The sequence below is a fragment of the Micromonospora chersina genome (assembly GCF_900091475.1).
In the GTDB taxonomy this organism is placed as follows: Bacteria; Actinomycetota; Actinomycetes; order Mycobacteriales; family Micromonosporaceae; genus Micromonospora; species Micromonospora chersina.
On the sequence record NZ_FMIB01000002.1, the window covers coordinates 2,219,610 to 2,238,340 of the forward strand.

Below are 18,731 nucleotides of genomic sequence, written 5' to 3' on the forward strand. Positions count from 1 at the left end.
GGCCGGATCAGCGTGCTGGCGCGGGATTCGGCCGCCCGGGGAGCCGTTGCGACGCCCCTGGGTCGCGCGGCCGCCAACGTGACGGACATCACCTCCGATCAATGGGAGGCGTCCCACCGCGGGCTCCCGGCGGGGCGGCGCACCGCCCCGCCGGGAGGTGGCTCAGCGGCCCCGGGTGGCCTTGCAGATCTCCACCGGCAGGGCCGGCGCGCCGTCGACCGGTGCCGGGTCCTCGGGCGTGGCGGCGATGCCACCCGCCGCGATCCGGTCCAGCGTGGCCAGCCCGGCCTCGTCGATGGTGCCGAACACCGTGTAGTTGGGGCGCAGCGCCGAGTCGGACTGGACCAGGAAGAACTGGCTGCCGTTGGTGTCCGGGCCGGCGTTCGCCATGGCCAGGGTGCCCCGGGCGTAGAGGCGGCGGACCCCGGTCGGGTCGGTCGGCGCCGGCGGAAGGTCGGTCGGCAGCTCGTCGGCGTACCGGTAACCCGGCCCGCCCTCGCCGGTGCCGGACGGGTCACCACACTGGAGCACCTTCAGCGTCGGGTACGCGGTGAGCCGGTGGCAGGGGGTCCGGTCGTAGAACCGGTGCCGGGCCAGGTGCAGGAAACTCTGCACGGTGCACGGGGCCTGCTCGCGGTCGAGGGTCAGCCCGATCGGCCCCTGGTTGGTCCGCAGCGTGACCCGGACCGTCCCCCGGTCGGGCGTGTGGCGGGGATCCGGCGGCAGCGGCACCGGCCGGGCGGCCGGCTCGTCCGGCGTCGGCGTGTACGCGCACGGGCCCTTCGTGGGCGCCGGGTCGGCGGCCGGCGCCGCGGACGCGGCAACGCCGCCGGTGGCGACCAGCGCGGCGGAGATCGTCGCCACCCCGGCGAGGCGGGCGAGCAACGGCGGTACGGCGTGCGGTCGGGTTTCGCTCGACACGTGGGTCCTCCCTGGACTCGTGGTACCAGAAAGACCGGAGTCTATGGAGGCGCTGACCGGATGTCGATGACGGTCGACGCGTGCGCAAGGCCCCGGGCGCGCGCGTTGCCGTCGGCGCCCCGGAAGGTGACATGATGATGCGACCGAGCCGGTGCCTCAGGTGAGAAAGCGTGGGCTGCCCATGGCGTCCTTCCGGGCGAGGACCTCCCGCGAGGCGGGACGCACGGTGATCCGGCTGGCCGGCGAGTGCGACCTCGCCGCCCGCGAGCGGCTGACCGGCACGCTGCTGGCCGCCGTGGACGGCGCTCCCGTCGTCGTGGTCGACCTGGCCGCGGTCGAGTTCCTCGACTCCACCGGCATCCACGCGCTGGTGGCCGCGCACCACCGGGCGCGGGCGGCGGACGGGCGGCTCTACCTGGTCAACGCCGAGGGGGCGGTGGCCGCCCTGCTGGAGCTCACCGGCGTCGGCGACCTGCTGCGGCATCCCGACGGGGCCGGCTCGTGACGGCGCCGGGAGACGTGCCGCCCGCCGGGGAGAAGGCCCGTGGCTGACCACCCCACCGTCCCGCCCGACACCATGCCCTACGACCACGCGGCGGACCTGTCCGCCGTGCGCGCGTTCGTCTCGGCCCGCGCGCTGGCCGGCGGGCTGCCCGCCGCCCGGGTCGACCTGCTCGCGCTGGTGGTGAGCGAGCTGACCACCAACACCCTCCAGCACACCGACGGTGGCGGCTCGGTCCGGGTGTGGGTCGAGGCCGGGCAGCTGTGCTGTGACGTCGTGGACCGGGGCGGGCCGCGCCCGACGGCCCGCCGGATGCCCCCGCCCGACGCCGTGCGGGGCCGAGGGCTGGCCATCGTGGCGGCGTTCTGCGACGAGGTCGACGTCCGGCCGGGTCCGGCCGGGACGGTGGTGCGTGTCCGGTTCGACCTCTGAGGACGGTCAGGGCAGCACGCGGACGGCCAGGGTGCAGGTGTCGTCGTCCGGGCTGGGCCGGTGCAGCGCCTCGCGCAGCCGTGCCAGCGGGCGTGCCCCGGGCTGACCGGAGAGCGCCGACAGGGCCGACCGCACCGCCGCCAGCTCGTCCTCGGGGTTGCCGGCGCGGCGTTCCACCAGCCCGTCGGTGTAGAGCAGCAGCACGTCGTCGCCGCGCAGCTCGGTGGTGACCACCGGGTAGCGGGTCGCGGGGTCGGCGCCCAGCAGCATCCCGGCGGGCCGGCCGAGGTCACCGGTCGCGCCCGCCCGGGACAGCATCGGCAGCGGGTGCCCGGCCCGGGCCCAGGCCAGCCGCCGGGTGGCCGGGTCGAAGACCGCGATCACGGCGGTGCCCGTGATGGCCAACTGGCCGCAGAGCCGGTTCATGTGCCCGAGCAGCGCCGCGGGTTCGCGGATGCCGATCGAGAGCCACGCGACGAGCGCGAAGCGCAGGTGGGCCATCCCACTGGCCGCCTCCAGCCCGTGCCCCGCGACGTCGCCGACCGCCAGGACGACCGACCCGTCCGGCAACGTCTCGGCGTGGTACCAGTCGCCGCCGACCCGCAGCGCGCTCTCCGCCGGCAGGTAGCCGACCAGCACCTCCAGGCCGGCCAGGGACAGCGGCTCGCGCGGCACCGGTTGGATGAGGTTCTGAAGCTGGGCGGCGAGGCGGTGCTCGGCCAGCGCGGTCGTCTCCCGGGTCCGCAACTGGTCGCTGAGCTGCTCGATGGCGCTGCGCGACCTCTCCCGGGCGGTCACGTCCTGGACCACCGCATAGATCTTCACCGGCGCGCCGCCCTCGTCGCGGGCCACGTCCGACAGGATCCGCAGGTACTTGACGGTCCGGCCGGCACGGAACCGCACGGTCACGTCCGACGCGGCGCCGCTGTCGAGCGTCTGCCAGGCGGTCTCGCGCAGGCCGTGGTCGTCGGGGAGGAGCGCGGCGGCCTGGTCGGCCCGGGACATCGGTCCGAGCGCCGGGTCCCGCTCGAAGATGCGGTACATCCCCGGGGACCAGTCGCTGCGGCCGGTGACCAGGTCGTACTCGGCCCAGCCGAGGCTGCCGAGCAGCTCGGTACGCGCCAGCCGCCGGCGGTGCTCGTCCAGCCGCTGCCACCAGACCAGCAGCCCGTCCAGCACCCGGTACACGGTCACGTCGAATACCGAGTCGGTGACGACACCCGCGCCGTGCCCGGCGTACCGGAAGTCGGGCAGGTGGGCGGGCTCCCCGGTGGCCAGCACCTCGTGGTACGCCTGCCACAGCGGGCCGGCGACCATGCCGGGATACAGCGCGCTGAGCCGCTGGCCGACGCGTTCGGCGCCCCGGCCGTGGACGTCCCGCCCCTGGGCGCTCGCGGCGGCGACCAGGAAGTCCACGACCGCGCCGTCCGGCGCCCGCACCGGCAGCAGCCACGTGCAGCCCGCGGGGATCGCCGCCAGCACCTGCCGGACCGCCGCCACCATGGGGTCGGCGATCGACCGGGACGCCACCTCCGCGGGCGCGCGCGACACGGCCTCCTCTGCCATGCCGGCAGCGTAGTCATCTCCGGTGCGCCGCGGTGGATCCGAGTGCGGTCGGCTCGGGAGCGTTCCGGCGAAAGTCGGTTGCCGCCCGTCGTGGACTCCGGCAGGTTGTGTCCATGACGTTCTGACGGACCGCACCCGAAGCTCCCGGGCCGCGCGCGCCACGAGCCGCGCCGCCCCGCCGTCCGCCTTTCCTCCTTCGCGAGAAACGAGCGTCCTTGTCCGCGCACCCCTCCCGGCGGGAGTCCCTGCCGCCGTCCACCCCGGCCACCGTCTCCGTCTTCGCCTCCCCCGGCAGCTGGATCGAGTCCGCCGCCCTCGACCAGTGCCGGCAGGTCGCCGCCCTCCCCGGCATGGTCCACGTCGCCGGCATGCCCGACCTCCACCCCGGCAAGGGCGCCCCGATCGGCGCCGCCATGACGTCGACAGCGCTCTACCCGTTCCTGGTCGGCTCCGACATCGGCTGCGGCATCGCCGTGTTCCCCATCGCGCTCCGGCGCGCCGTACCCGAGCGGCTGGCCGCCCGGTTCCCCGACCTGGACCGGGCGCTGGACCCGAAGCGGGACGCGGACGACCCAGCCTGGGCCGTCGTGACCGGCGACATCCCCGCCGGCCACCTCGACGGTCTCGGCACGGTGGGACGGGGCAACCACTTCGTCGAGCTGGCCCGGGTCGGCACCGTCCTCGCGCCGGAGCATGCGAGCCGGCTCGGGCTCGACGCCGGCGACCTGGTCCTCGTGGTGCACAGCGGCTCCCGCGGCCTGGGCGAGCGGATCCTGCGGGCGCACACGGAGGCGCACGGCGCCGGCCCCGCCCCCGACCCGGCCGCCTACCTGGCCCGGCACGACGCCGCCGTGCGGTGGGGTTCGCTCAACCGGCGGCTGCTGGCCGCCCGGGTCGCGCACGCCCTGGGTGCGGAGCCCACCGCGCCGATCGTCGACCAGTGCCACAACCTGGTCGAGGTCCGGGACGGGCACTACCTGCACCGCAAGGGCGCGGCCCCCGGAGACGGCCGGGACGTGCTCGTCGCCGGCACCCGGGGCACCCCCTCCTACCTGGTGGCCGCGCACGCCGGTCCGGCGGCCAACCACTCGGTGGCGCACGGCGCGGGCCGCAAGATGTCCCGCGCCGACGCGCTGCGCCGCGGCCGCGCCAAGCACACCGTCGAGGAGCTGCGCCGCACCCCGCTGGGCTCGGTCGTGGTGTGCGGCGAGCGCCAGTTGCTCTTCGAGGAGGCGCCCACCGCCTACAAGCGCATCGAGCAGGTGATCGGCGACCTGGCCGCGCACGACCTGGCCACACCGGTGGCCACCACGGTCCCGCTGGTCACGTACAAGACGCCCGACCTCGGCCCCCGGTCCGGGCGCCGGGACAACCGGCGCGGGCGGGGCCGTCCGTGAGCGTCCACCTGTTCCTCTCCGCCGGGCGGGGCCCGCAGGAGTGCGCCTGGGCGCTGGGCATGCTGCTGCCCCGCCTGGAGGCCGACGCCGGCCGGCGGGGGCTGACCACCAGTCGGGTCGAGACCGTGCCCGGTGACCGGCCCGGCACCTTCCGGTCGGCGCTGGTCCGGATCTCCGGCGCCGACGCCGCGGCGTTCGCCGTGGGCTGGACCGGCACCCTCTGCTGGCAGGCGCGCAGCCCGTACCGGGCCGGCAACGGGCGCCGGAACTGGTACGTGACCGCCCGGCCGTGCCAGGTGGACGCCCCGGTCTCGACGTTCGCCGAACGGGACGTCGAGGTGGTGGCCGTCCGCACCGGCGGACCGGGCGGTCAGCACCGGAACAAGGCCAGCACGGCGGTGCGGGCCACCCACCGCCCCTCGGGCACGGTGGTGGTGGTCGACACCGAGCGGCAGTTCAGCCTGAACCGCAGGATCGCCGTCGACCTGCTGCGCCGGCGGATCGCGCAGGCCGACGAGGCGACCCGGCGCGCCCTCACCGCCGGCCGCTGGCGGGTGCACGACGACCTGGTCCGCGGCGACCCCGTCCGGGTCGAACGCCCACGAACCCTCGGGTGACCCGCGCTCCGGGTGGTTTCGGCGCCGGCGTCCCGGGTGGTGCGTCGGCGCCAAGCCTTCGGCGGTGGCGGACGTTCGGCGGGCGGCTGCCCGGGTAACCGCGCCGGAGCCGACCAGGGGCCCTCACAGGGGCCCCTCGCCCGGGCTGACCGCCGGGCGAGCCACGGAGACCCCATGCTGCGACCACCGCTCACCCCGATGCTCGCCGCGCCGGTGGCGGAACTGCCCACCGGCCCGGACCTGGCGTACGAGCCGAAGTGGGACGGGTGGCGGACCCTCGCGTTCCGCGACGCGGCCGGGGTGCGGCTGCAGTCCCGGGCCGGCCGGGACCTCACCGGCTACTTCCCCGACGTCACCGCGACGCTGCGGTTTCTGCCCGCCGGCACGGTGCTCGACGGCGAGCTGATCGTGTGGGCGGAGGGCCGCACCGACTTCGCGCTGCTCCAGCGGCGGGTGACCGCCGGGCGTGGACTCGCCGCGCTGGCCGAGCAGCATCCCGCGCACTTCGTGGCCTTCGACCTGCTCAGCGGCCCGGGCGGGGAGCCGCTGCTGGACCTCCCGCTGACCGGCCGGCGGGACCGGCTGGCGCGGCTGCTCGACGGTGCGCCCCCGGGACTCGTCCTGTGCCCGCAGACCGGGGACCTCTCCGAGGCCCGGGAGTGGCTCCGGACGTGGACCGAGGCCGGCGTTGAGGGGATCGTCGTCAAGCGGCGCGACGGCCGGTACGAGCCGGGGCGTCGCGGCTGGCAGAAGGTACGCGCGCACCGCACCGTGGAGACCCTCGTCGGCGGCGTCACGGGCCCGGTGACCGATCCGGACACGCTCCTCGTCGGCCGGTGCGACGACCGGGGACGCCTGCGCTACCTGGGGCGGACCCACCCGCTGCACCGGCGACAGCGCCGCGAGCTCGCCGGGCTGCTCCGGCCGGCCGCCGCGCAGGGCCACCCCTGGCCGGAACCGCTGCCCGGCGGATGGACCGGCCAGCTGAACCCGGCGCCGCCGCTGCCGTACACGCCGGTGCGTCACGACCTCGTCGTCGAGGTGGAGGCCGACACGGCGTACGAGCACGGGCGCTGGCGGCACCGCGTCCGGCACCTGCGGCCCCGGCTCGACCTGGCCGCCGACGACCTGCCCGTGCTCACCGACGGACCGGAGGCGCTGGGCGGTGACGGGGCGGCCGGCGGGACGGGCGGTGTAGGCACGGGCCGACCGGGTAGGCGCACCGGGTGAGCGACTGGCAGAGGCTGCTCGTCCCCGACACGCCGCTGTGGGAGATCGCGCTCCGGGGCAGCGTGATCTACCTGGTGCTGTTCTTCCTCCTGCGGGTGCTGCTGAAGCGGGAGAGCGGCAGCACCGGCGTCACCGACCTGCTGGTCATCGTGCTGATCGCCGACGCCGCGCAGAACGGCATGTCGAACGACTACACGTCCATAACGGACGGCGTGCTGCTGGTCGCGGTGATCATCGGCTGGGCGTACCTGCTCGACCTGCTGGCGTACCGCTGGCCCGCCGTCGCCCGGATCGTCCAGCCGGGGTCGCTGGTGCTGGTGCGCGACGGCCGCGTCCTGCGCCGCAACATGCGGCGCGAGCTGGTCACCGACGAGGAGCTGTACAGCCAGCTCCGGCAGCGGGGCGTCGAGCACCTCGGCGACGTCAAGGAGGTCCGGATGGAGTCCCAGGGCCAGTTCAGCGTGATCCCCCGCGAGGGCGGGCGCGACCGGAGCTGAGGCCGTTTGCTGCCGGCCGGCTCGGGAAGGCGACGTCGGAGTGGCGCGCGGAGCCGCCCGCGCCAGCCCACGGAGGGAGCACGACATGGGTGACCGTGATCGGTTGCATGAAATGCGGCAGCAGGCCCACAACGCGGGCATCGAGGGGAACTCCAAGATGACCGAGCAGCAGTTGCGCGACGCGCTGCGGCGGGTCGGCAAGGGTGAGAAGCCGCAGATGGCCAAGGAACACGCCAAGCGGTGACGGCCACGGCCGGGTGCCGGCGCCACCGGCGCCGGCACCCGGCCGTCAGCCCAGGGTGACCTGGGCGCTCCCCTGCGTCATATGAACAGGTGGTTAACGGCCTGTCTCTTGACGGCCGGTTGATGCACGCCATTCAATTTCGACGTGGCGAGCTGCCTCATCCGAGTGGCGTCCACATCGGCGGTCGGCGCGGGTGCGCCGGCCGGGCGACGTCGCGCCCGCACCGGCGCGCGCGGCCGACGGCCGGGGGCACGATGGACGGCGGGATGAGGGAGCGCCGCCGCCGCACGCTGATCAGCGCGGCCCTGCACGCCGTCTCCCACGCGGTCGCCGTCGTCTACTGCCTCATGACGCTCACCGGGCCGAACCGGGGGCTCATGCTCACGGCGTACGGCTGCGGCCTGGCCGCCGGCGTCGTGGGGTTCTGGGCGGCGACCCGCGTGACCACGAAGGCGTCCGGCTACCGGGTCTCGTTCACCCTCCTGATGATCACGCTGGTGGTCGCGGCGCTCGGCGCGCACTGGGACGGCGGGGTCACCTCACCGGCGGCGCTCGGATTCGTGACCACGGCCGTGTTCGTGGCCGGCTACACCCCGCACCTGCGGCTCATGGTGGGGCTGGAGGTGCTCACCGTCGGGTCGTACGTCGTCGTGGCCGTCGCCGGCCCGCCGGCGCCCGCCGGTCACGTGTTCGTGTACCTGGCCGGCATGCTGGTTCTCGTCTCGGTCTGCTCCACGCAGACCCGGACCCTCGCCCGGCAGCGGTCCCAGCTGCGCGCCCTGGCGTCCCTGGACCCGCTCACCGGCGCCCTGAACCGGCGTGGCCTGGCCGAACTGGCGACGTTCCTGTTCCACACCGGCTGCCGCCCCGGCCCGTCCCTGCTCTGCCTCGACCTGGACGACTTCAAGCTGGTCAACGACCGCCTCGGCCACGCCGCCGGCGACGACCTGCTCCGCCGGGTGGTGGCGACGACCCGGAACGTGCTGCGGGCCGAGGACGCCGTGGCCCGGATCGGCGGCGACGAGTTCGTGGTGGTGCTCGGCGACGCCGACCGGGACTCGGCGCGCGCCGCGGCGGCCAGGATCGAGGCGGCGGTCCGGGGGCTGGCCGGCGTCAGCGTCGGCTCGGCCACCGCCCCCTACGACGGCGACAGCCTCGACCGGCTGCTGCACGTCGCCGACCAGCGGCTCTACCTGGTCAAGCAGCAACGCCGCCGGACCGCGGGCCGGCTCCTCGCCGACGGCACCGGGCGCGGCTGAGCGGGGTTCCCTCCTGCCGCCGGCGGACCGGTCGAACCCGGCGGACGGCACGGGGCCGGATACCGTTGCCGCGGCGCGGGTGGCCGCGCCGGGGCGGTCGAGCGGTGGGAGGGTCGGATGCGCCTGCACGTGGGCTGCGCCATGTGGACGCACAGGTCCTGGCAGGGGCGGTTCCTGGCACATCCGCTGCCGGCCCACGAGCGGCTGCGCGCCTACGCCGAGTGGTGCACGGCGGTCGAGGGGAACACCACCTTCTACGCGACCCCGGTGCGGGAGACGGTGGCGTCGTGGGCCGCGCAGACCGGTCCCGACTTCCGCTTCGTGCCGAAGCTGCCGAAGGTCGTCACGCACGAGCGCCGGCTCACCGGGGCCGACGCGGAGCTGCGGGCCTTCCTGGACGCCGTCGAACCCCTCGGCCCGCGGGCGCACGCCCTCTGGGTGCAGCTGCCGGGCTCGTTCGGCCCCGGCGACGTGCCCACGCTGGCCCGCTTCCTGCGCGGCCTGCCCACCACCCACCGGTACGCCGTCGAGGTCCGCCACCCCGCGTTCTTCACCGACCCCGGCGCGGCACGCGCACTGGAGGAGACGCTCGACCGGGCCGGCGCGGAGTGGATCCCCTTCGACACCACCGCGTTCTTCCGTACCCCGCCGACGAGCGACGCGGAACGGGAGGCGTGGCTGAAGAAGCCGCGTTTGCCGCTGCGGACCCGGGCGCTGACCGACCGGCCGATCGTCCGCTACCTGGGCCGGGACGACCCGGCGCGGACGGTCGAGGGCTGGCAGCCGTGGCTCGATGTGGTGACCGGCTGGCTGCGCGAGGGCCGCTCGCCGACGGTGTTCGTGCACACCCCGGACAACGCCGACGCGCCCGACCTCGCCCGCCGCTTCCACGACCAGGTCCGGGCACGCCTGCCCGAGGTCGCGCCGCTGCCCGAGCCGGCGCCGGCCGCCCCGACGACGCTGTTCTGAGGCGACCGGTCAGGCCGGCGCCAGCGGCAGCAGCACGACGAACCGGGTGTCGCCGGGTTCGGACTGCACCCGGATGTCGCCGTGGTGCTTGTTGACCACGATGCGGTAGGAGATGTCCAGCCCGAGGCCGGTGCCCTCGCCGACGGGCTTCGTGGTGAAGAACGGCTCGAAGATCCGCGGCCGGATCTCCGGCGGGACGCCGGCGCCGGTGTCGCGGACCTCCACGATCAGCCGGTCCTCCTTCCGGCCGGTCCGGATGGTCAGCGTGCCGGTGCCCGCCATGGCGCCGAGCGCGTTGTCGATGAGGTTGGTCCAGACCTGGTTCAGCTCGGCGGCGTACGCGGGCACCGGCGGCAGGGCCCGGTCGTACTCCTTCACCACCCGCACACCCGCCGGGATCTTCGCCTGGAGCATGACCAGTGTGGCGTCCAGCAGGTCGTGCACGTCGACGGTCTGGTAGGGCGCGCGGTCCAGCTGGGAGTACTGCTTCGCGGCGCCGACCAGCCCGGAGACCCGGGTGACGGCGTCGTCGATCTCGCCCATCAGCAGCTCGGTGTCGATGGTGTACGTGATCCAGTGGATCGCCGACTCCAGGTCGTCGGCGCCGACCGCGGCGTCGACCTGACCGAGCCAGCCGCTGTCGATGCCCCCGGCGACAAGCGTCGGGGCCAGCTCCCAGGCGCCCCGGACGCCGTGGTCGTCGAGCCAGTCGGCCAGCTCGTCCTCGGCGTCGCTGGCCGCCAGGGGCGTGAGGGCGGGCGCGGCGGCGGCCCGCTTCACGGCCTCCTCCTGCAACGCCACGAGGTCGTGCAGGCGCCGGCCGTCGAGCCGGCCGTCGGCGATCATGGCGAGCTTGTGCCGCATCTTCGCGACCCGGCCGCGCAGCGCCGAGGTGGCCCGCACCGCGGCCGCCGCCGGATTGTTGAGCTCGTGGGTGAGGCCGGCCGAGAGGGCGCCCAGGGCCAGCAGCCGCTCCCGCTCGCCGACGATGGTCTGGGTGTTGCGCATCCCGACGAACAGGCCCTCCAGCAGGTGGGTGGCCATCGGGAACCAGCTGCGCATCGCGTCGGCGATGATCTGGGCGGGCAGCGCGAAGACGGCGCAGTCGGTCACCGCGAAGAGGCTGTTCAGGTAGCGCTGCTCGGCCAGGTCGCCCACGTACGCCTGCATGGCGCCGCCGTAGACGCCGGGCTGGCTGGTCCGGCTGATCTCGACCTCGTCACCCTGCACCCGGCGGTGCAGGGTGACGGTGCCGTCGAGCAGCACGTAGAAGCAGCTCGCCGGCTCGCCCTCGACGTAGACCGCCTCGCCGGCGCGGCGTCGCTCCACCCGGCCGTGCTCGGCCAGGTGCGCGAGCTGCTCCGGGGTGAGCGACTCGAAGAGGAAGAGGCGCCGCAGCTCGTCCGGGGTGAGCCGATCGCTGTCCGTTGTCACTGTGCCTCCCTGGTTCGCGACTGCGGGGCTCGCAAACCCGGCTCACTCCTCGCGCTCACTGTGCCTCCAGGTAGCGGTGCACCAGCGAGACCGCCATGGCGCCCTCGCCCACGGCCGAGGCCACCCGCTTCACCGACTCGGCCCGCACGTCACCGGCGGCGAAGACGCCCGGCATGCTGGACTCCAGGTGGTACGGGTCGCGCGGCAGCGCCCAGCCGGCCGGCCGGCGGCCCCCGCGGGTCAGGTCCGGCCCGGTGAGGACGAAGCCCCGGCCGTCCCGGGCGACCGCGCCGTCGAGCCAGTCGGTGTGCGGCTCCGCGCCGATGAACACGAAGAGCCAGGAAGTGTCGACGCGCCGGGTCTCGCCGGTGCGGGTGTCGCGCAGGGTCACCTCTTCCAGGTGCTCCTGGCCGGCGCCGCCGACCACCTCGGTGCGCGGGTGGACCTCGATGGTGTCGATCCGGGCGATCTGGTCGATCAGGTAGCTGGACATCGACCGGGTCAGGTCGTCGCCGCGGATCAGCAGGTGCACCCGGCGGGCGTACCGGGAGAAGTGCACGGCGGCCTGGCCGGCCGAGTTCGCCCCGCCGACGATGTAGACGTCCTCCCCCTTGCAGCTCGGCGCCTCGCTGGCCACCGAGCCGTAGAAGCAGCCCCGGCCGGTCAGCTCGGCCAGCCCCGGCGCGGGCAGCATCCGGTAGGAGACGCCGGTGGCGAGCACCACCGTGTGCGCGGCGACGCTGCTGCCGTCGGCGAACCGGAGCACCCGCGCCCCGCCCGCGTCCTCCAGGGACACCACCTCGCGGGCGCTGAGCAGTTCGGCGCCGAACCGCAGCGCCTGCCGGCGGGCCCGGTCCGTCAGCTGCAGGCCGGACACGCCGTCGGGGAAACCGAGGTAGTTCTCGATCCGGCTGCTCTGCCCGGCCTGGCCGCCGGTGGCCCGCCGCTCGATCAGCACGGTCCGCAGCCCCTCCGAGGCGCCGTAGACGGCCGCGCCGAGCCCGGCCGGGCCGGCGCCGACCACCACCAGGTCGTAGAAGTCCGCGGCCGGCGTCGTGGCCAGCCCGACCTGCGCGGCCAGGTCGGCAGTCGTCGGCTGCACCAGCGACTTGCCGTCGGCCGTCACCACCAGGGGTACGTCGTTCGCGGTCACCCCGGCCGCCGTCAGCAGCTCGGCGCCCTCCGGCTCGTCGGCGAGCACCCAGCGGAACGGCACCAGGTTGCGGGCCAGGAAGTCCCGCGCCTTGAACGACGGGGCGGACCAGCGGTGCCCGACCACGCGCAGCTCGGGGGTGGCCGTGGCGGCGGTGGCCGTCCACGCCTCCAGCAGCTGGTCGAGCACCGGGTAGAGCTTCTCCTCCGGCGGGTGCCACGGCTTGAGCAGGTAGTGGTCGAGGTCGACCACGTTTATCGCGTTGATCGCGGCGTCGGTGTCGGCGTACGCGGTCAGCAGGACCCGGCGCGCGGCGGGGAAGAGGTCCATGGCGGCCTCGAGGAACTCGATGCCGTTCATCTGCGGCATCCGGTAGTCGGCGATCAGCACCGCCACCTGCTCGCCGCGCAGCTTCAGCTCGCGCAGCGCGTCCAGCGCCGCCTCGGCGGAGTCGGCCCGCACCACCCGGTAGCGGTCGCCGTAGCGGCGCCGGATGTCGCGGGCGACCGCCCGGGAGACGGCCGGGTCGTCGTCGACGGTGAGGATCGCGGGGTTGGGCATGGCGTCTACTAAAGCACTCTCACCGCCCGGCACCCACCACGCGCCGTCCCCGGCCCACTCAGCCGGACCGGCCGCCCTCGCGCGGCGGCACCGGATCGGCGTACGCCCCGGGTGGTCCCGCGTACCGCCGGCCGTGCGGGTACGGCAGCGCGTTCGGGGTGCAGCCGTGCAGGCCCAGGGTCTGCTGCTGCATCACCGGCGCCGGCCGGCCCCGCCCGGGGCACCGCTCGTGCCCGTGGCCGAGCCGGTGGCCGACCTCGTGGTTGACCATGTACCGGCGGTAGGTGGCGAGGCTCGCGCCGTAGCCCGGCACGCCGTCGGCCCAGCGGGCGACGTTGAGCACCACCCGGTCGCCGCGGCGGCAGGAGGTGTAGCCGTCCGGCGCGTCCCCGCACAGCTCGTCGCGGGTGCCGGGGGTGGCGAGGTAGACGGTGAAGTCGGCCGGCTGGTCCCGCCCGACCCGGCGCAGGGCGAGCGTCCCGCCCGCCGTCCATCCCTGCGGGTCGGTCAGGGTGCGGGTGACCTCCGCGGCGAAGTCGGCAGGCGGCACCCCGTGGATGTCGCGCTCCACCGCGACCCGGTAGCGCAGCAGCCGGCCTGTACCCCTCGGGGCGGCCGGCCCGGCGGCGGCGAACCGCCACTGGTTGCCGCCGTCCGCCGGATAGCTGATCCGGACCGGGCGTGGCCGGACGGGCCCCGCGGCCGGCGCGGTGGCGACCGGGCCGGCGGCCGGGTTGGCGGGCCGGCCGGCCGCGGGCGGCGCGCAGCCGGCCAGCAGCGCGGCCAGCAGTAGCATCGTCCCGCCACCGCGAGCCCGGCCCCCGGTCGTCGTCATCCCCGTCTCCCCTCGCCGCCTCCGGTCGTGCGCGGGGAGGAGGACGGGTGACCCGGTGCCGAAGTTGATCCGGCGGGGACTCAACCTTTTCCCCGCCTCACCCGTCCTGACCCCTGTGAGATGTGGAGAGGGCGGACATGGCCCGGGGTGACGCCGAGTTCGTCGAGTTCGCCACGGCGGCGTCCGCGCGGCTGGTGCACGCCGCCTTCCTGATGACGGGCAACCACCACCAGGCCGAGGACGCGGCACAGACCGCGCTGGTCCGCACCTACGCGTCGTGGTCCCGGATCCGCAACGGCGACGCCTACGGCTACGCCCGGTCGGTGCTGGTGAACCACCTCGTGGACACGTGGCGGCGGCCGATCCGGGAGTACCCCACGGAGGACCTCCCGGAGCAGCGTGGCGGGGACGTGGCCGACGAGGTGGCCACCCGGCGCTGGCTGCTCGCCATCCTCGGCACGCTCACCGCCCGCGAGCGGGCCGTCGTCGTCCTGCGCCACTACTTCGACCTTCCGGAGGCCCAGGTGGCCCGCGAACTCGACGTCTCGGTGGGGACCGTCAAGAGCACCGGTTCCCGCGCCCTGGAGAAGCTGCGCGCCGCGGGCCTCACCGCGCCGGAGCCGCAGGGGACGCGCCGATGAACGAGGTGGACGAGCTGCGCCGGGCCATGCGGGCGACCGAGCACGCCGACCGGACCGGCCTCGACCTGGCCGGGATCATGCGGGAGGGCCGGCGGGTGCGCCGCCGCCGGCGGGTCGCCGGGACCGGCGCGGTGGCGGCGGTGGTGGCCGTCGTGTTGATCGGCGTCGGCGGCGCCGTCGCACGGACGCGTCCCGCCGAGCCGCCCGGGCCGGGCGGCACCGCGCCCGCCGCCGCCTCGACGGCGACCGCCCGCCCCAGCCCCACCCCGACCCCCGGCCCGACCGGCCCCCCGGTCCGGCCGGTCGGCGCCGTGGTGGGCAGCGGCATCCGGTACGGCGCCGACGAGCGGGTGTTCTACCTGGTTCCGGTCGACGTGCCCGAGCTACCGGGTGTGACGCTCGGCCTGGTCGCCGGCCGGCGCTCCCCCACCGGCGAGCTGACCACCGACTACCTGGTGAACGACGTCGAGGGCAGCGACCGCCGGCCGGGATTCCACCAGATCGGCTACGACCAGCAACGGGTGCCCACCGACGCCCCCGTACCCACCTTCGGGTACTTCGTGGGGCCGGCCGCGCGGATCGTCGGCACCGTCGACGGCCGCCACGTCGAGGCCCGGCTGGCCCGCTGGAGCGAGGACCCCCGACTGGTGATCTTCTGGTTCGACCCGGGTGTGCTCGCCCCGGGGACACCGCTGGACGGGATCGTCGCCCGCGACGCCCGGGGCCGGAAGCTGTGACCCACCCGCGGTGGTCGCCGCTCCGGGGCGCGGTTCTAGGCTGGGGTGGCAGGGTGTTGACCAGGGAGGAATCGCCATGAGCCAGACCGAGCGGACCGACTTCGACGAGTGGAACGTGGCCGAGGACGACGGCGTCCTGGACGCCTCGGACACCCTCGACGACGACCGGGTGGGCGACCCGCTCGACACCGGCATCGTCGCCGCGGACCACTGGACGGCGGCGAACCGGTTCGGCACCACCGCCGCCGAGGAGCGGGCCGGCGAGTCCCTCGCCCAGCTGCTCGCCCAGGAGGAGCCGGACCTCGACCCGTACGCCGAGGTGGCCGACGACGAGGACGAGCTGACCCGCCGGGGCTACGAGCGGGAGGCGCGGACGGGGCGGCTGGTAGCCGACGACGCGGGCTTCGGTGAGGACGAGCAGGCGGACTCGGTCGCCTGGGACGCCGGCGTCGACGGCGGCGGGGCCAGCGCCGAGGAGGCCGCCATGCACCTGGTCGACGACCCGAACGGCCCGGGAGACGGCCCGCTGCGCTGACACGCCGCCGTCCGCCGCGTCGCGGGTGGGCGTGAGCGCCGGTCCCGGGGAGAGCACCGGGACCGGAGCGGCGCCCGCGATGGCGGCCGCACTGGTCGACGGCTCGACAGGCGTTGGCGCAACGCTCGCGTTCCCGACACGTCAGGTCCACCTGCCGCCCATAGCGTGCATCCGCCAATCGTTCGGCGTCAGTCAGGTGGTGCTCTGTCATGGCAAGTGTCGACCGTCGGAAATTCCTGAAGATGATGAGCGCTCCGGTGGCGGCAGCCGCCCTGCCGGTGGACTTCAGCAAGGCCCTCGCCATCCCGGCGAACAACCGGACCGGTTCCATCGAGGACGTCGAGCACGTCATCTTCCTCATGCAGGAGAACCGTTCCTTCGACCACTTCTTCGGCACGATGCGTGGCGTCCGGGGCTTCGCCGACCCGCACCCGGTGACGCTGCCCTCCGGCCGGAGCGTCTGGCACCAGCCGAACGGCGCCGCCGACCTGCTGCCCTTCCGGCCCGAGGTGCCGGACCTCGGGCAGACCTTCCTGCCCGACCCGCCGCACGGCTGGGCCGACACCCACGGCGCCTGGAACGGCGGCCGGTACGACCGGTGGGTGCCCAACAAGGGCGTGGTCACCATGACCCACCACACGCGCGGCGACCTGCCGTACCACTTCGCCCTGGCCGACGCCTTCACCGTCTGCGACAACTACCACTGCTCGGTGCTGGCCTCGACCGACCCCAACCGCTACCACATGTGGACCGGCTGGGTCGGCAACGACGGCAGGGGCGGCGGCCCGGTCATCGACAACGCCGAGGCGGGCTACGACTGGTCGACGTACCCGGAGCGGCTGGAGCGCGCCGGCGTCTCCTGGAAGGTCTACCAGGACGTCGGCCTGGGGCTGACCGCCGAGGGCTACTGGGGTTGGACCGGTGACCCGTTCATCGGCAACTACGGGGACAACTCACTGCTCTACTTCCACCAGTACCAGAACGCCCGCCCCGGCACGCCGCTGGCGGACCGGGCGAAGACCGGCACCGAGATCGTGACGCGGGACCGCTCCCCGGAGGCGCTGCTGGCCGACTTCCGGCGGGACGTGGCGAACGGGACGCTGCCGCAGGTGTCCTGGATCGTCGCGCCGGAGGCCTACAGCGAGCACCCGAACTGGGGCCCCGACTACGGCGCCTGGTACATGTCGCAGGTCGTCGACATCCTGGCCGGCCACCCCGAGGTGTGGAGCAGGATGGCCCTCTTCATCACGTACGACGAGGAAGGCGGCTTCTTCGACCACCTGGTCCCGCCGACGCCGCCGCAGAGCCGCGCCGAGGGCCTGTCCACGGTGCCCACGACCAACGAGATCTTCCCCGGCGACGGTCGGCGCGCCGCCGGGCCGTACGGCCTCGGCGTCCGGGTGCCGATGATCGTCGTCTCGCCGTGGACCCGGGGCGGCTGGGTCAACTCGCAGGTGTTCGACCACACGTCGCTGATCCGCTTCCTGGAGGCCCGGTTCGCGAAGGGCAACCCCGACCTGGTCGAGTCCAACATCACGCCGTGGCGTCGGGCGGTGGTGGGCGACCTGACCAGCGCGTTCGACTTCCGCACCCCGAACGCCTCGCCGCGGGTGACGCTGCCGGACACCGCGGACCTCAAGCCGGTCGACCTCACCCGGCAGCCCGACGAGGCGCCGGTGCCGCCGGCCGACCCGCGCCTGCCCGGCCAGGAGCGCGGGGTACGGCCCGCGCGGCCCATCCCGTACACCCTGCACGTGGACGGGCGGGCCGCCGGCACGTCGTTCCACCTGGACTTCCGCAACACCGGGGGCGCCACCGGCGTCTTCCAGGTGCGTTCGGCCGATCCGGCGCAGCCGCCCCGCACGTACACCGTCGAGCCGGGCCGGCAGGTGAGCGACACCTGGGACGCCACGGCCGGCTACGACCTGGAGGTGCACGGCCCGAACGGCTTCTTCCGCCGCTTCACCGGTGGCGCGGGCGCCGGTGTCGACGTCCGGGCCCGGTACGACGAGCGCGACCACGAGGTCGGCCTGACCCTGGTGAACCGGGGCGCGAAGCGGGTCGAGGTGACCGTCGCCGACCGCTACACGTCGCGGCGGACCAGGCTGTCGCTCAAGCCGGGCGAGACGACCTCCCCGTCGTGGTCCGTGTCGCGGGCGCACGGCTGGTACGACCTGACGGTCACGCTCTCCGCCGACGCCGCCTTCACGGCCCGGTACGCCGGTCACGTCGAGAACGGCAGGCCCAGCATCAGCGACCCGGCCATGGGCGGCCTGGTCTGATCCCACCCCCGAGGTGACCGTCCCGTCCCCGGTCCGGGGCGGGACGGTCACCCCGGGCGCCGGCGCGCTGCGTCGCCTTTCCGACGCCGGTGTTCCCCGCACGGCCGGCAGGTCGTTCACTGTCGCCACACCGAACCGGCGGAAGGGAACCCCGACATGACGATCAGCCACCTCAGCGTCGGTCACGGGCCGCACCGGGTGCTGGCCCTGCACGGCTGGTTCGGGTCGGCGCGGGGCTGGGGCTGGCTGCCGGAGCTGGTCGACGTCGAGCGCTTCACCTGGGCGTTCCTGGACTACCGGGGGTACGGGGCGCGTACCGGCGTCGCCGGCGAGCACACCATCGCCGAGATCTCCCGCGACGCCCTGGCGCTCGTCGACTCCCTCGGCTGGGACACCTTCTCGGTCGTCGGGCACTCGATGGGCGGCAGCGCCGCCCAGCGGGTCCTCGCCGACGCCCCGGGTCGGGTGGACCGCCTCGTCGGGATCAGCCCGGTCCCGGCCGGCGGCGTGCCGTTCGACCTGCAGGGCTGGACCCTGTTCGACGGCGCGGCCGGCAACCCGGCGAACCGGCGCGCGATCATCGACCTCACCACCGGCAACCGGCTCTCCGGTCGCTGGCTGGACGAGATGGTCCGGTTCTCCCTGGCGCACTCCACCCCGGAGGCGTTCGGCGCGTACCTCACGGCGTGGGCGCGCACCGACTTCACCGACGAGGTGAAGGGCAACCCGGTGCCGGCGCTGGCAGTGGTCGGCGAGCACGACCCCGCGCTGGGCGCCGACACGATGCGCGAGACGTGGCTGCGCCACTACCCCAACGCCCGGCTCGAGGTCCTCGCCAACGCGGGGCACTACGCCATGTACGAGACCCCGGTGCGGCTGGTCACGGTGGTCGAGGAGTTCCTCGGGCGGTGACGCCGGG

The 18,731-nt window shown here is 75.0% G+C and carries 19 protein-coding genes; 14 read left to right on the plus strand and 5 right to left on the minus strand.

The genetic code is table 11. From position 1 onward, the window contains the following. Positions 1-162: 162 nt before the first annotated feature. Entirely contained in the window at positions 163-921 is a 759-nt protein-coding gene (locus GA0070603_RS10145; RefSeq protein ID WP_091310761.1) for a peptidylprolyl isomerase, read from the minus strand. 160 nt (positions 922-1,081) lie between these two features. Between GA0070603_RS10145 and GA0070603_RS10150 the strand changes: the two genes are divergently transcribed. Then, positions 1,082-1,426, plus strand: coding sequence for an STAS domain-containing protein (locus GA0070603_RS10150; protein ID WP_341864931.1), 345 nt, complete (start codon positions 1,082-1,084; stop codon positions 1,424-1,426). Between the two features lie 39 nt (positions 1,427-1,465). Continuing rightward, positions 1,466-1,855 (plus strand): ATP-binding protein, encoded by a 390-nt coding sequence (locus GA0070603_RS10155; protein WP_244282475.1) that lies wholly within the window; start codon positions 1,466-1,468, stop codon positions 1,853-1,855. 6 nt (positions 1,856-1,861) lie between these two features. On the opposite strand, the gene GA0070603_RS10160 is transcribed toward GA0070603_RS10155, so the two are convergent. After that, positions 1,862-3,421, minus strand: a complete 1,560-nt coding sequence (locus GA0070603_RS10160; protein ID WP_091310768.1) for a PP2C family protein-serine/threonine phosphatase — start codon at positions 3,419-3,421, stop codon at positions 1,862-1,864. Between the two features lie 215 nt (positions 3,422-3,636). Between GA0070603_RS10160 and GA0070603_RS10165 the strand changes: the two genes are divergently transcribed. The 7 genes from GA0070603_RS10165 (at position 3,637) to GA0070603_RS10190 (ending at position 9,634) form a co-directional block, all read left to right on the plus strand. Continuing rightward, the gene (locus tag GA0070603_RS10165) at positions 3,637-4,818 is read left to right on the plus strand and encodes an RNA ligase RtcB family protein (protein WP_091310771.1); all 1,182 of its coding nucleotides are present in this window, start codon (positions 3,637-3,639) and stop codon (positions 4,816-4,818) included. After that, the gene (prfH, locus tag GA0070603_RS10170; RefSeq protein WP_091310775.1) at positions 4,815-5,435 is read left to right on the plus strand and encodes a peptide chain release factor H; all 621 of its coding nucleotides are present in this window, start codon (positions 4,815-4,817) and stop codon (positions 5,433-5,435) included. The genes GA0070603_RS10165 and prfH overlap by 4 nt, the downstream gene beginning before the upstream one ends. Positions 5,436-5,609: 174 nt before the next feature. Beyond that, positions 5,610-6,665, plus strand: coding sequence for an ATP-dependent DNA ligase (locus GA0070603_RS10175; RefSeq protein ID WP_244282476.1), 1,056 nt, complete (start codon positions 5,610-5,612; stop codon positions 6,663-6,665). Then, complete coding sequence (locus GA0070603_RS10180; RefSeq protein ID WP_091310779.1) at positions 6,662-7,162, plus strand: DUF421 domain-containing protein; 501 nt, start codon at positions 6,662-6,664, stop codon at positions 7,160-7,162. Before GA0070603_RS10175 ends, GA0070603_RS10180 begins: the two co-directional genes overlap by 4 nt. Before the next feature lie 112 nt (positions 7,163-7,274). Beyond that, a complete protein-coding gene (locus GA0070603_RS32365) occupies positions 7,275-7,406 on the plus strand; it encodes a hypothetical protein (protein WP_279627487.1) in 132 nt (43 codons plus the stop codon). 266 nt (positions 7,407-7,672) lie between these two features. Then, entirely contained in the window at positions 7,673-8,665 is a 993-nt protein-coding gene (locus GA0070603_RS10185; protein ID WP_167544530.1) for a GGDEF domain-containing protein, read from the plus strand. Positions 8,666-8,806: 141 nt separating this feature from the next. Next, a complete protein-coding gene (locus tag GA0070603_RS10190) occupies positions 8,807-9,634 on the plus strand; it encodes a DUF72 domain-containing protein (RefSeq protein WP_208863020.1) in 828 nt (275 codons plus the stop codon). Positions 9,635-9,643: 9 nt separating this feature from the next. On the opposite strand, the gene GA0070603_RS10195 is transcribed toward GA0070603_RS10190, so the two are convergent. The 3 genes from GA0070603_RS10195 to GA0070603_RS10205 are packed head-to-tail and all read right to left on the minus strand — an operon-like array spanning position 9,644 to position 13,617. After that, complete coding sequence (locus GA0070603_RS10195) at positions 9,644-11,068, minus strand: ATP-binding protein (RefSeq protein WP_091310790.1); 1,425 nt, start codon at positions 11,066-11,068, stop codon at positions 9,644-9,646. Positions 11,069-11,123: 55 nt separating this feature from the next. Further along, positions 11,124-12,782 (minus strand): NAD(P)/FAD-dependent oxidoreductase, encoded by a 1,659-nt coding sequence (locus GA0070603_RS10200; RefSeq protein WP_091310794.1) that lies wholly within the window; start codon positions 12,780-12,782, stop codon positions 11,124-11,126. A 58-nt stretch (positions 12,783-12,840) separates the two neighbouring features. Beyond that, complete coding sequence (locus tag GA0070603_RS10205) at positions 12,841-13,617, minus strand: DUF3152 domain-containing protein (protein WP_091310798.1); 777 nt, start codon at positions 13,615-13,617, stop codon at positions 12,841-12,843. A 137-nt stretch (positions 13,618-13,754) separates the two neighbouring features. Between GA0070603_RS10205 and GA0070603_RS10210 the strand changes: the two genes are divergently transcribed. The 5 genes from GA0070603_RS10210 to GA0070603_RS10230 all read left to right on the plus strand — a co-directional run bounded on the left by GA0070603_RS10210 (position 13,755) and on the right by GA0070603_RS10230 (position 18,724). Next, the gene (locus GA0070603_RS10210; RefSeq protein ID WP_091310802.1) at positions 13,755-14,258 is read left to right on the plus strand and encodes a SigE family RNA polymerase sigma factor; all 504 of its coding nucleotides are present in this window, start codon (positions 13,755-13,757) and stop codon (positions 14,256-14,258) included. Then, complete coding sequence (locus GA0070603_RS10215; protein WP_091310805.1) at positions 14,255-14,995, plus strand: hypothetical protein; 741 nt, start codon at positions 14,255-14,257, stop codon at positions 14,993-14,995. The genes GA0070603_RS10210 and GA0070603_RS10215 overlap by 4 nt, the downstream gene beginning before the upstream one ends. Before the next feature lie 76 nt (positions 14,996-15,071). After that, entirely contained in the window at positions 15,072-15,530 is a 459-nt protein-coding gene (locus GA0070603_RS10220) for a DUF5709 domain-containing protein (protein WP_091310807.1), read from the plus strand. A 209-nt stretch (positions 15,531-15,739) separates the two neighbouring features. Further along, on the plus strand, positions 15,740-17,812 hold the full coding sequence (locus GA0070603_RS10225; RefSeq protein WP_091310810.1) for a phosphocholine-specific phospholipase C: 2,073 nt from the start codon (positions 15,740-15,742) through the stop codon (positions 17,810-17,812). A gap of 156 nt (positions 17,813-17,968) precedes the next feature. Next, the gene (locus GA0070603_RS10230) at positions 17,969-18,724 is read left to right on the plus strand and encodes an alpha/beta fold hydrolase (protein WP_091310813.1); all 756 of its coding nucleotides are present in this window, start codon (positions 17,969-17,971) and stop codon (positions 18,722-18,724) included. Positions 18,725-18,731: the final 7 nt, after the last annotated feature.

Coding starts and splice junctions, on each gene's coding strand:
- GA0070603_RS10190 (WP_208863020.1), top strand. CDS start 8,807: ATGTGGACGCACAGGTCCTGGCAGGGGCGGTTCCTGGCACATCCGCTG.
- GA0070603_RS10220 (WP_091310807.1), top strand. CDS start 15,072: ATGAGCCAGACCGAGCGGACCGACTTCGACGAGTGGAACGTGGCCGAG.
- GA0070603_RS10200 (WP_091310794.1), bottom strand. CDS start 12,782: ATGCCCAACCCCGCGATCCTCACCGTCGACGACGACCCGGCCGTCTCC.
- GA0070603_RS10210 (WP_091310802.1), top strand. CDS start 13,755: ATGGCCCGGGGTGACGCCGAGTTCGTCGAGTTCGCCACGGCGGCGTCC.
- GA0070603_RS10215 (WP_091310805.1), top strand. CDS start 14,255: ATGAACGAGGTGGACGAGCTGCGCCGGGCCATGCGGGCGACCGAGCAC.
- GA0070603_RS10175 (WP_244282476.1), top strand. CDS start 5,610: ATGCTGCGACCACCGCTCACCCCGATGCTCGCCGCGCCGGTGGCGGAA.
- GA0070603_RS10230 (WP_091310813.1), top strand. CDS start 17,969: ATGACGATCAGCCACCTCAGCGTCGGTCACGGGCCGCACCGGGTGCTG.
- GA0070603_RS32365 (WP_279627487.1), top strand. CDS start 7,275: ATGCGGCAGCAGGCCCACAACGCGGGCATCGAGGGGAACTCCAAGATG.
- GA0070603_RS10160 (WP_091310768.1), bottom strand. CDS start 3,421: ATGGCAGAGGAGGCCGTGTCGCGCGCGCCCGCGGAGGTGGCGTCCCGG.
- GA0070603_RS10225 (WP_091310810.1), top strand. CDS start 15,740: ATGGCAAGTGTCGACCGTCGGAAATTCCTGAAGATGATGAGCGCTCCG.
- GA0070603_RS10185 (WP_167544530.1), top strand. CDS start 7,673: ATGAGGGAGCGCCGCCGCCGCACGCTGATCAGCGCGGCCCTGCACGCC.
- GA0070603_RS10205 (WP_091310798.1), bottom strand. CDS start 13,617: ATGACGACGACCGGGGGCCGGGCTCGCGGTGGCGGGACGATGCTACTG.